The sequence below is a fragment of the Pelosinus fermentans DSM 17108 genome (assembly GCF_000271485.2).
In the GTDB taxonomy this organism is placed as follows: Bacteria; Bacillota; Negativicutes; order DSM-13327; family DSM-13327; genus Pelosinus; species Pelosinus fermentans.
Genome location: NZ_AKVN02000001.1, coordinates 1,500,941 through 1,512,668 on the forward strand (window position 1 = coordinate 1,500,941; position 11,728 = coordinate 1,512,668).

Here is an 11,728-nt window from a genome sequence, read left to right on the forward strand (position 1 = left end):
CTAAGGCGGCAGACCCATAAATCCTATGTTCAGGAGGTACTCCTAATTCAGTTAAGATTGTTGTCAAAACTAAAAAGCAATTTGCAGGATTTTTATCTTCAATGGTAAATACAGGGAATAGGTATCGAACTGTTATCTGTGAACTGCTTCAATAAATGAAATGGGAGGTTTATGAAAATGATAGAAGAATTAGAGTTTGCTCAGGAACTTATTGACTTTATTTATGAAAGTCCAACGGCTTTTCATGCTGTGGATACAATAAAAAAGCGACTGCATCATAGCGGTTTTATAGAAGTTCGGGAAGATGAAACATGGAATCTTAAAAAAGGTGGTAAATATTTTGTAACCAAGAATGATTCTGCAATAGCTGCTTTTGTTCTGGGAATTGGAAATCTGGAGGAGCGGGGCTTTAAGATAATAGGAGCGCACACCGATTCACCGACGTTTAGAATTAAGCCTGCACCAGAGATGGTTAGTGAAGGAAACTATATCAGACTCAATACAGAAGTGTATGGCGGTCCTATCCTAAACACCTGGCTGGATCGTCCTTTAGGTGTAGCGGGAAGAATTACGGTAAGAAGTGAAAATATCTTGTATCCAGCAACTAAGCTTGTAAATATAAAAAAACCGATCCTTATTATTCCGAACCTTGCAATCCATATGAACAGAGAAATTAATAAAGGTATAGAACTAAATCCGCAAAGAGATACACTGCCACTTTTGGCCCATGTAAATGAAAGGTTAGAAGCGGGAAATTATCTGCTCAATGAGATTGCAAATGAATTGAAGGTAGACGCAGCAAGTATTATTGATTTTGATTTATACCTTTATGAATACGAAAAGGGCAGTATCATTGGTCTTGCTAATGAGTTTATATCATCAGGAAGATTAGATGATTTAGCGATGGTTCATGCAAGTCTGGAGGCACTCTTAAGAGCCCCGGCAGCACAAGCAACAAATGTACTGATTGCCTTTGATAATGAAGAAATAGGAAGTAGGACCAAGCAGGGAGGAGATTCACCATTTCTTTCTACGGTCTTAGAAAGGATATTGATATCCCAGGGCAAGGGACGAGAAGAATTTTTTCGATCACTGGCAAAATCTTTTATGATTTCTGCAGACCTTGCCCATGCCGTACATCCTAATATGGGGGAAAAGCATGATCCTGTAAATAGACCTATTTTAAATAAAGGACCTGTGATTAAAATTAGTGCCAAGCAAAGCTACACTACCGATAGTAATTCTGATGCAGTTTACGAAGAAATATGCAAAAAAGCAGGGGTACCTGTACAAAAATTTCTTAATCGCTCTGACTTAGCAGGCGGCTCCACCATTGGTCCTATTACATCGGCTCATTTAGCGATACGCTCTGTGGACATGGGAACTCCTATACTTGCTATGCATTCTGTCAGGGAATTGGGCGGGGTCTTAGATCATACGTATGTAACAGCATCTTTTGAAGAATTTTATAAGTTGTAAGGATCAATAAGCAGGACGCTGATGCGTTCTGATAACAATAAAATATTGTGAATCGCAAAGCTGCCTATTACTTACTAGATGAGAAGTGACAGGCAGCTTTTATTATTAAATGAACATAAGAAAAGCCTTCGCAAAACTTGCGAAGGCTTAATTTACATGGTGACCCCGGAGGGATTCGAACCCCCGACCTATTGATTCGAAGTCAAGTGCTCTATCCAGCTGAGCTACGGAGCCATTTAAGTCACATAATCCATTGTAACGAATGACAGCTGAAATGTCAATTTTTTATTAGTAATATTAAATTGAGGATTTTTTTATTGGATCAAAGAAATAATAATTATTACATCTGATTTCTTAAAAGGTAGACGGATTTAAGTACGGTTTTCCGTTGATGAATGACAAGATGAAATATGAAAGTGAGGCGATATAATGGATGGACGCGGACCAATGATTATATCTACTGAAGATTTGTGGTTAATCATTATCGCAATCGCAATGGGAACAATGGCAAGGCTGCTTGTACTAAAGGTCGATTATAAACAATATCCTTCCTACCCCAATGGAGTTCTCATTCATGTAGTGCTGGCATTTGTAGCCGCATCCATTGGAGCCGTTGCCATTCCAGCTATCAAGTCGAACAATTACACGGCTGTCACTTTTCTTGCATTGGCTGTTCAAAATTTTCGTGATGTTAGAAAAACGGAAAGAGAGAGCTTGAAAGATTTGGAGGAGACCGAGTACACTCCTCGTGGGAATGCGTACATAGATGGAATCGCCAAGACTTTTGAAGCAAGAAATTATTTTGCATTGGTTGTTTCTCTGTCGTCGGCTGCTTCTATGGAGATCGTTGCTGCACTGCACATCGGTATAATGTTTCAAGTGGTGGCAGGGGTTCTTGCCGGATATATTGTTTATCAGGTAATTAGCAGATTTTCCAAGGGGAAAAGTGTCGGGGATGTTGCAGCTGTTCGTCTTGCCGAAATAAAAGTAGAAGGCTGCGAAGTTTCTGTAGAAGGTACCTTTGTAACCAATCTTGCAGGAACTCAGAATGCTCAGAAGATGATTGCGAAGGAAGGAGTAGCGGTTATCATTGAACCCAACCAGAAACATTCTGCTATTGCACTTCATAATTTTGGGCAGCGGAAGGCAATTCTTTTTGAAGCGACTCGGACACTTGGGGCTAAGCGATATAATTTCACACGCAAAGATTATGAAACGGGGAGAATCATCATATTATTTGTACCTATCGTTAGAGATCTTGAGAAACTGATTGACGTAGTTAAGAATACACCATTATTGGAATCCGTTAAAAAGAGTCATGCCGTATTACGATCAAAAGCAGTGGAGGATTAAATATGGGAAATGAAAGTTCACAAAAGCAGACAGCAGCAATCATTGCTGCTGTTACTCTCTCAAATCATAAAATACTAAGTGCAGGTGAAGCATTCGTCCTTGAGGCTAAGGATGAAGAAGAGCAGCAAAAGCTAACACTTGAGATAGCAAAGACAGTAAAAGGGGATGTAACACAATTGAGTAATGGGATCTATTTGATTCTTAAAAGTTAAAAAATAAGAATTTGTAACTTTAGGGGGACGTTGTACACGGAGGACACATCAGTGCCTCTGTGGTTTACTTTCTATTTTTTAAAGGCTGCCCAGCCCAGAGTTTTTTTATCGTTGTCTACTAATTTTTCAAAAACATCTTCTTCCGAGTGGGGATCTCTTATTTCATTTCCAATAGGTGCTGGAGGAGGAGCATCGAAAGCTTCATTAGAATGATTTGTTATAGATTTTTCGATGTTTGCCAATCGATCAAGCAAGCGTTCAAATTCCCAGCGGTCAACAGGTTGTAATTCATCCTTGAGTATAAATCCAAATCGTCCATTGGGTTCAATGGTTCCCCATTTTACATCAGATACTTTAGAAATACTTGCTTGACGAAGTTCCATTTCTAGTTGTTGAATTGTCATTCGAACTTGTTTGAGCCTTTCTCGTTTCATTTCTCCATTTTCAATGAGCACTACAGGATGTCCGGTAAAAATTTTCTTTAAGAATGGAAATCTGATTTCAGAGTACTCAATTGCGATCAGAGTAAACACAGCAACTGCAACTAGCACAAAGGTATCGATTAGTTCAGCTCCTACAAGGGGTTCAATTAGAACGGTACCCACTGCTAACATGACTACCGTTTGTGCTACGGTCATTTGGGCTAGGGATTTACGTCCTGCAATGCGTAAAATAAGTGTGCCGTAAAGTATCGTGAGCAAGGTTTTCCAAATAAGGGAGAAATCAAGAGTACCCAATTTACATCACCTAAACTAAATTTTTAGTAGTACAAATCCAGTCAGCTTCCTTGGCGTAAGATTTCTCTAAAGTAAGATTTGCATTCACGCCACAGCCAAAAGAAATTAGAAATAAAGTGCCAAAGAATTCGCCAAATACATTTGTCATATTTCCTCCTTGAAACGATGTGATGGTTATTTAGTAATCTGCAGATACAGTATTAATATACGCATTACTTTATTTGCTATACAGATTCAGCAGTTATCTTTGGCAGAACGCATACTTATTGTTGGAGCGCTGGTAGACAAGCAGTTTAAAGTGTAGGATAATAAAACCTAGAATAACATTACTGGGGGTGTTTTTGTGCGACAAAAGTTAAACTTAATTACCTTAGGAGTGAAAGAGTTAGCTGTATCTCTTGAGTTTTATCGGGATGGCTTAGGCTGGAAACCTTCCAATGCGAGTCAGAATAGTATTATTTTCTTTGATTTAGGCGGTGTGGGTTTAGCCTTGTATCCTAGGAATTTACTTGCAGAAGATATAACCGTAAGTGCAGAAGGTACAGGTTTTTCAGGAATTACGTTAGCACACAATGCTAAAAGTATAGAAGAGGTTGATGCGGTTTTATTTAAGGCTGAAAAAGCAGGTGCAAAGATCATAAAAAAAGCCCAGAATGTTTTCTGGGGTGGTTATAGCGGTTACTTCGCCGATCCTGATGGTCATTTATGGGAAGTTGCCTGGAACCCCATGATCAGCTTTGATGAAAAAGATGCTTTAATCTTGTAATAACTGTTTTAATTCTTTATAAAGCTGTACTAATACAGTTTAACTTATTGTAATTGAGGAGTATGATACATTACGATATAATGATGCAAGGGTCTATTATACGAAGATATGTATTGAAAATAAAAAAATGATGAGCACTCATTTCTAGTGTAGGTGATAAATTATGAAATTAATCGTATCTGATTTAGATGGCACTTTTCTGGATTCGAATCATGAGGTTATTGAAGAAAATGTTGCAGCCCTTAAGGCAGCTCAAAGCAAAGGAATGGAAATTGCGATTGCAACAGGCAGAAATTATGGAAATGTTTTGGCGCTATGCCAACGTGCCGGACTTAAACCTCACGTAATATCAAATAATGGTGCATTTGTGTATGATAAAAATGGAAATCAGATAAAAGCGATTGGTTTGGATAAAGATCACGTAAAAGAAGCTCTTGATTGGCTTAACTATCGTAAGTATTTCTATACATTATGTACGGATCATTTCGTATACATCCCAGCTAATGCGCATACGATCTTAACCCGTGATTATGAAAATGCAATTAACCATGTCAAGAAGATGACACCTGAGAAGCTTAAGGAAGGAATCGATATTTTTCTAACCTTAGATAGTGCAGTGTTTGTCAATAATTTTAATGAAGTGCTAGAGCAAGATTTTGTTTTTGGTAATATTTCAGCGATCACTTTGGATGGTGATAAGTTGCGTCATGGGAGGGAGTATTTTAGTAATTATGCAGGTATGTCAATGACCATAGCGGGCAAGGATATTTTTGAAATGATTCATCCCTCTGCATCCAAAGGTAATGCATTAGAGGCTTTGACAGCACATTTAGATATTTCGTTAGATCATGTAATGGCATTTGGTGATAACTATAATGACATTTCTATGCTGCAAAGAGTCGGTTTCAGTGTAGCAGTTGAAAATGCGGAAGACGACGTCAAAAAAATCTGTAAGTATGTATCTCTTTCGAATGACGATAAGGGTGTAGCCTATATGATACACAAGCTTCTGGGTTAAAAACATTAAACCGCGAAGGTCACGAAGGAATGCAAAGGACACGAAGAGGTATTAGGGTTAATCAAATTTTTCATAGTCTTCGCATCTTCGCGTTTCAAAATGTTTTATTTTTTAAGAATAAAATAAAAGCCTTGCAAAATTCTAATAAAGAATTAGCGAGGCTTTATAAGATAAACAACCATACTGCAGTCCCCATTTAATGATGTCGATTCTTTAAGAATAGATTATGGGCAGCTTCGATTACTGCACAAAGTAAGAAAAATATACAGACAATAGTACCTGAAAATTTAAGAACATCCACTGCGATGGAACATAACAGATGCCATGATCCAACAATTGGTGCAATAAGATAAATTACTAAGAAGATTGTTGAGGATAATAGTAATAAATAAGCTGATGGATAGTTATTAAACATATTATCATCTCCTTGGTTTGATTATATCACTCCGCATAAGCGTAGTCTAGATATTAAGCTGAATATTTTGAAAATTATAACAAAAAAATAGTAAAGCTTCTGTTACAATATAGTATGATGTAAGTTATAAAAAAGGCAGAGAAAAAAGAAAGTATACATGAAAAGCACAGAGTACACGAGGGGAGTTGAATTCCTTCGTGTACTCTGTGCTTTTATGTATCGAACTAAAATCCTATGATTTTTATGATATTTCTACTTCAAGCGAAAGGATACTGGCAATGATGTATAACATGCTACTGTTTTGCCGCTATCCCTATCTTTAGCCGGTACGAATCTCCATTTTGCTACTGCAGTTACTGCTGCATCATCTAGGGATGAATGACCAGTAGAGCGGCTTACAGAAATTTCACCAGGACGACCATTTGCTAGAATCTGCACTCGTAGTACCGCAGTACCTTCCAAACCAGCCTGTCTGGCATCTGATGGGTAGGAGGGATCTACTTTGGATAAGATACCTGGTGCAGCAATACCGCCGCGGGAACCGCCGCCGCTTACTGGGGCAGATGCTGCAGTACTGCTAGAACTGCTAGTTTCGCTGGATGATGACGAGGAGGAGGAACTTGGCGCTTCAGCCTCCGTCATGGTCATATCGCTGGCTGTAACAACAGCCTCTGATTTGACAACTGGAGTAGGTGTTTGAATTTTTTCTACTGGTGCTGCTTCCGTTGGAATTGGTTTTGGTATATCCTGGGAATGCTGAGGCTCCGGTAGAGATGGACTATTTCCAGCTCGATCTGCCGGGTCACTCATTAAATCCATTTCTAGGATGACCTCTTCTTGTACTGGCAAGGAAGCTGTAAATCCAGAAGCGATATAGCCCGCCGTCACCAAAAGGATAATATGAAGGAAAAAAGATACAGCCATGGCTTTACGCCAATGAAATGCATAGGACATAGCTGATTTACCTCACTTTCTCTGCCGCTACCGATACTCGGTGAGCTCCGGCTAACTTTAGTTCGTCCAGAACGGCGATTACTTGACCGTATGGTACTTGTTTATCGCCTCTTAGGACAAAAACATTATCCGGTTGTTTTCCCAGTTCCAGACTGACTCGTTTAGCCAGCAAGTTTAGCGGTATTTCTTCCTGATTAAACATTACACTGCCATTATCCAGGACTGTAATATTTATACTGCTGGGTTTATCCTGCTGAACAGATGCTGCCTGGGGCAGATTCACTGGAATGGTGTGCTGCTCTACCATATAAAGAGTACTCATCATAAAAAACACTAATAAAAAGAAAATAATATCAATCATAGGGATAATCATCAATTGTGGTTGACTATCTACTCGTAAACTACGCAATCTCATGTGTTTCTCTCCGTGCTGCTTTTTTTAATGGCATATAGCTGATGACTAATGCGGCTGTTTGCTCAATATCACTGATCATACGGTTAACTCTTCGAGAAAAGTAGCTGTGGGAAACAAGAGCCAATGTCGCAACACTAAGACCTGTTGCAGTGGCAACTAGTGCCTCTCCGACACCGCCTGTAATGGCCATAGGCTGTCCAGACTGTACGTTAAATACGCTAAAGGAATTGATCATGCCGATAACGGTTCCTAATAGCCCAAGCAGTGGGGCCAGAGTAACAATCGTGCTCAGATCATCCAGGCGTTCCCGCAGACGATCAGCTGCTAATGTGGCACTGCTTTCCAAAGCATTTTCTACTTGACCGTTTCGCTGGGAAGCCAAAAGCCCTGCTAAGGTTACTTGTGAGAGTGTATGTGGCTTCTGCTCACATAATTGAATGGCATCATTCAAACGCTGCTTTTCCAATAAAGGCTGCAGTGCCTGATGAAAGACCTGTGTGTTAGCAAATGTATTTTTGTAATACAAAACGCGTTCGACGGCAATTGCCACCACGAATAGCGAGCAGATCGCTAAAAGATACATGACAGGACCGCCCTTGTGAAACAATTCTATTGAATGATTTAAAAATTCCATAATTATATTAGCTCCTTATAAATAATTTTTGTGAGTATATTTTAGCAATAAAAAAAATGTATTGCAAAAGCAAAGCAGCAGCGTCAGACTGCTTACCATGAAACAGGCAGCATACCAGTAGCTTGCAGTAGTTTTACCCGGCATTTGTGGTAATCATAGAGGGCATTCACATTGCTGGCTTTAGCCTCGGCCAGTATACTATAGAAATTTAGAACATCCTCATTATTGGCTTTTTCAGATTGGAACTCCGCAATAGCGGTTTCATAATCCTCTGTGGCTTTACCAAGGAATTGAGCAGTTTCCTTCATTGCAGTATCAGCTTGTTGAAAGTAATAGAACGCTTCTCTGGTTTCTTGAGTGATTTTCTCAATTTTCTGTTCCAGGCACTCTTGCGCTTTCGCTTCTTCTAAGCTGGCCTGGCGAACTTCTATATTAGCTCGACCAGCATCAAACAAGTTAGTGGATACACTAACAGTGGTGTACCAATACTGTTCTGGCAGCCACAGGTCACTGGCGACAAAGAGTAAGTAAACATTAGGACGCTTGTTGCTGGCAGCGACTTTTATACCCCATTGAGCTACGTTCTGTTCTTTGCGGGCTTGCTTTAAATCATTGCGCTGGCGTAATGCGGCCTGGATGGCAAGATCCAAGGTTTCAGGGGCAGACTGTCCCGGTATTTCCGACAACGTCAATTCCTGATCTGGCTTAAGCTGGAGAAGGCTTATTAGCTGACTAGTGACTAACTGGCGCTCATTATGTATACGAATGTAATTTTGCCGGGCTTGTGCCAGTTTCGCTTCAGTTCGCTGTACATTTCTTTTAAAGTCATTTTTCGTAGCATCCTGAAGTTTGATTTGTGTCAAATGCTGGGTCAGGTTTTCTACAGCCAATTTCGCTAGATCTTCGCGGTTCTTAGCTTGCAATGCATTGTAATAAGCCAGCATTGTACTAGCAGTTACCTGCTGCTTGGTATGTTCCAGATTATCAGCAGTTCCCTCATAAAACTCTTGTGACTGCATTACCAAGCTTTTGGTTCTACCTCCATCAGACAAAGGAAGTTTGGCTGTCAAGTAGTTGCCGTATTCCGGCTTAGGTGATTTTTCAATTTGGGTCTGCTCATGGGTCATACTGACGGTAGGCCAATAAGTAGACTTATTTTTCTTGATTTCCAAGGAGGCTTTGGCCGCATCTAGCTCCGCTATTTTTACTGCATGACTGCGGGTTAGCGCCAAGTGTATGCTCTCAGGAAGGGTGAGGGCAAGAGGGGCGGTATAGCCCCAGTTTGGTGCGCTCCAGCAAAGAAGAGTGATGCCGGCACAGAAAAAAGTCCGACGAAAGTTCATACATTGCTGTCTCCTTACATTTTAGTATGCCACCAGTATGGAGGTATGGCATAGCTAGCAGGGGAGCAAATATGCCAAACTATGATTGAATTTAAAAAGATATTCCACATCTGACAAAATGACTAGTGTTCTTTTCAAAGCACAGTATTAACTCAACTGGAGTGAGCCTATCTGCACTTATCAGCGGTGTATCCGCCGACACGATCGTCTAATTCAACTCCTTTACGTTTTTTAAAAAATTGGTTAGATTAGCAGGAATGATATTTGATATAAATAATCATTCTCGATACATCTAAATGGCAAATCGTAAGCACGAGTTAAACTGTATTATTTTATGATAATTAACTTGTGTTGAAAACCATTATAGCAAGAAGTTTTTATAAATGTCAATCACTATAGAACTTAATTATCAGAGGTTGAAAAAATAGTTGCAATTGCCATAACGTGAGAACCAATCTCATATTTGAAGGTGTTTAAGTAGTAATTATTTTGTTAAAAAGGAGCATTTTTAAATCAATTTGGGTTAGTATATAACTTGAAATATTATCCATATACTATGCTTATAACGGTTCGATTATTCCAGTCATCAGTTACAAGTGCACTTTAGTATGTCGATTTGTATTCACTTTGTGATCCAAGAGGTATGACGGATTGCTATTCTATTTATATAGAAGCATTTTGCAAATTTAAGTTTCCAGTGATTCGTTTTGGGTGGTTTTACCCAGCTGGGTTGCGGTAAGTTCATTCTAATGAGCCCTGCCAAGTTATTGATATAATAAATTGGACAGATAGTCAATGGCTTCATCCACCCGGCTGCCGGGGTTAACAGCAAACAGGCAATATGGCAATTGGTAGACCCGATTTTCCTGTACAGCTTTTAACTTTCTCCAGCTAGGGTGAAGTGCCAATTCATTGCGAATTTGGTCGCTGACCTTAGTATCATAGCTGTGAGTAATGAGCAGGATCAGGTCTGGATTGGTCTGGAGCGCAATATCGAGACTGAGGGGAGCATATCCCAGGGGATTGCCACCGCCTACGCTCTGGACAACATTCTTTGCATTGAGGCGGCAGAGAAGATCGCCGATAAAACTGTTTGGCAGCGCCATATGAAAACTTTCAGCAGATCCCCAGACAACGAGGACTTTTGGAGAGGGTTTATTTTTGCTTTTTGCTTGGACCTGCTGCAATTTGCTGTCCAAACGATGAATCACTTGATATGCTTGCCGCGAATGATCTGTCAATTCACCATAAAAGCGCAGGGTTTGGCTAATCTGCTGGTAATTATTCAATCTTTGAAGGTATACTAAAATACCTGCTTTTTCTAATGAGGTGAGGATTGGCTGACGCAAATGAATATCAGTAGTCAAAACTAAGTCAGGTTTCAAAGCGATAATTTGATCAAGGTTGGGAGTTGGTGTCTCGCCAACAGATGGCACATCTTTAATTTTTTCCATCAGATCCGATGACAGAGCCATAGTACTGGGGCGACCGACTAATTCCCCGCCAACGGCATAATATAAATCAACATTAGAAGCGTTAAGAGCGATAAGCCGCAGCGATCTGCCCTTTCTAATTGTTTGTATTAAACTGCATTTTGGACACTGAATTTCAATATACTTTACCTGTCCTTTGAATAGCAGCCTGTTGCATTTCGAACAACGGCATTCATTTGAACCAGTGTTATTTATCATGTTATGATGTAGTTTCATGATATTCCTCCATTAGCAGCAATTAATATATAAATAAAAAACTCCGTGCGAAATACGATTTCATCACGGAGCTCTGGGCTCTCTTTGCTTACATTCATTTTCTATAATGATTATTGTTCTCATTATAGAAAATGAATGTAATTTTGTCAAGAATCACTTGTGCAGAAGTGAAGGGCAGGGTGATTGCCCCAATATATATTTTTATAAAAATAAATTGACTTTGATAATGATTATCAATATACTAAATAGTAAAGGTAAATCCTTCCTTCTCCTGCTATAGGGGAAAATGAATGCCGCAACTTACAGAAGTTGATTTTAAGATCGTATAATTTGGAGTGATGTACATGGAGATAAAGGATAAAGACTTGCGATATGCGAAACCAAAGTGGCCGGAAGTACGCTGTGGTCAATGTAATCGCTTATTATTTCGTGGAATCGTTGAAGATATGGAGATTAAATGCTCACGATGCGGCACAATTCAGTGTATAGGTGGTTGTAAACAAGAAACCAGAATGAACGTTTGCAGCAGGTAAGCTGGAGTTGATGAGAACATTGTTATATTCTTAAAAAAAGATATTGACTTTGATAATTATTATCAATATACTATAGAACAATAATAGCATTTGGTGGTTCTGTACGAAACAACACAATACAAATGGTTAGCAAGATAACCGATTAGAGAGCCAAGAGCTC

General features: G+C 39.5%; 14 protein-coding genes and 1 tRNA gene. 6 read left to right on the forward strand and 9 right to left on the reverse strand.

Features of this window, described 5'->3' with window-relative positions:
- Positions 1-177: 177 nt before the first annotated feature.
- Positions 178-1,479 carry a M18 family aminopeptidase gene (locus tag FR7_RS06615; protein WP_007931122.1) on the forward strand — a complete coding sequence of 434 codons (1,302 nt, stop codon included), beginning with the start codon at positions 178-180 and terminating at the stop codon, positions 1,477-1,479.
- A gap of 157 nt (positions 1,480-1,636) precedes the next feature.
- Here the strand turns inward: FR7_RS06615 and FR7_RS06620 are convergent.
- Positions 1,637-1,713, reverse strand: a tRNA-Arg gene (locus tag FR7_RS06620).
- Positions 1,714-1,908: 195 nt separating this feature from the next.
- Here FR7_RS06620 and FR7_RS06625 point away from each other — a divergent pair.
- Positions 1,909-2,832 carry a YIEGIA domain-containing protein gene (locus tag FR7_RS06625; protein ID WP_007931121.1) on the forward strand — a complete coding sequence of 308 codons (924 nt, stop codon included), beginning with the start codon at positions 1,909-1,911 and terminating at the stop codon, positions 2,830-2,832.
- Positions 2,833-2,834: 2 nt separating this feature from the next.
- Positions 2,835-3,044 carry a capping complex subunit for YIEGIA gene (locus tag FR7_RS06630; RefSeq protein WP_007931119.1) on the forward strand — a complete coding sequence of 70 codons (210 nt, stop codon included), beginning with the start codon at positions 2,835-2,837 and terminating at the stop codon, positions 3,042-3,044.
- 71 nt (positions 3,045-3,115) lie between these two features.
- Here the strand turns inward: FR7_RS06630 and FR7_RS06635 are convergent, their stop codons facing one another.
- Positions 3,116-3,781: a DUF421 domain-containing protein gene (locus FR7_RS06635; RefSeq protein ID WP_007931116.1), complete on the reverse strand. Its 666-nt coding sequence runs from the start codon at positions 3,779-3,781 to the stop codon at positions 3,116-3,118.
- Positions 3,782-3,791: 10 nt separating this feature from the next.
- Entirely contained in the window at positions 3,792-3,929 is a 138-nt protein-coding gene (locus FR7_RS23790) for a hypothetical protein (protein WP_007931114.1), read from the reverse strand.
- Between the two features lie 195 nt (positions 3,930-4,124).
- Between FR7_RS23790 and FR7_RS06640 the strand changes: the two genes are divergently transcribed.
- Together FR7_RS06640 and FR7_RS06645 are read left to right on the forward strand one after the other, a co-directional pair.
- Entirely contained in the window at positions 4,125-4,547 is a 423-nt protein-coding gene (locus tag FR7_RS06640; RefSeq protein ID WP_007931112.1) for a VOC family protein, read from the forward strand.
- Positions 4,548-4,710: 163 nt separating this feature from the next.
- Positions 4,711-5,565, forward strand: coding sequence for a Cof-type HAD-IIB family hydrolase (locus FR7_RS06645; RefSeq protein ID WP_007931109.1), 855 nt, complete (start codon positions 4,711-4,713; stop codon positions 5,563-5,565).
- 196 nt (positions 5,566-5,761) lie between these two features.
- On the opposite strand, the gene FR7_RS06650 is transcribed toward FR7_RS06645, so the two are convergent.
- The 6 genes from FR7_RS06650 to FR7_RS06675 all read right to left on the reverse strand — a co-directional run bounded on the left by FR7_RS06650 (position 5,762) and on the right by FR7_RS06675 (position 11,035).
- Positions 5,762-5,980, reverse strand: a complete 219-nt coding sequence (locus FR7_RS06650) for a hypothetical protein (protein WP_007931100.1) — start codon at positions 5,978-5,980, stop codon at positions 5,762-5,764.
- Between the two features lie 252 nt (positions 5,981-6,232).
- Positions 6,233-6,934, reverse strand: a complete 702-nt coding sequence (locus tag FR7_RS06655; RefSeq protein WP_007931098.1) for an energy transducer TonB — start codon at positions 6,932-6,934, stop codon at positions 6,233-6,235.
- 7 nt (positions 6,935-6,941) lie between these two features.
- Positions 6,942-7,349 (reverse strand): ExbD/TolR family protein, encoded by a 408-nt coding sequence (locus FR7_RS06660; protein ID WP_007931097.1) that lies wholly within the window; start codon positions 7,347-7,349, stop codon positions 6,942-6,944.
- Entirely contained in the window at positions 7,336-7,983 is a 648-nt protein-coding gene (locus FR7_RS06665; protein WP_007931095.1) for a MotA/TolQ/ExbB proton channel family protein, read from the reverse strand. Before FR7_RS06665 ends, FR7_RS06660 begins: the two co-directional genes overlap by 14 nt.
- A gap of 92 nt (positions 7,984-8,075) precedes the next feature.
- Positions 8,076-9,326, reverse strand: a complete 1,251-nt coding sequence (locus tag FR7_RS06670; RefSeq protein ID WP_007931092.1) for a TolC family protein — start codon at positions 9,324-9,326, stop codon at positions 8,076-8,078.
- Positions 9,327-10,090: 764 nt separating this feature from the next.
- Positions 10,091-11,035: a helical backbone metal receptor gene (locus FR7_RS06675; protein WP_007931089.1), complete on the reverse strand. Its 945-nt coding sequence runs from the start codon at positions 11,033-11,035 to the stop codon at positions 10,091-10,093.
- A gap of 344 nt (positions 11,036-11,379) precedes the next feature.
- Here FR7_RS06675 and FR7_RS06680 point away from each other — a divergent pair, with 344 nt between their 5' ends.
- Complete coding sequence (locus FR7_RS06680) at positions 11,380-11,568, forward strand: Com family DNA-binding transcriptional regulator (RefSeq protein WP_007931088.1); 189 nt, start codon at positions 11,380-11,382, stop codon at positions 11,566-11,568.
- The last annotated feature ends 160 nt before the right edge of the window (positions 11,569-11,728 follow it).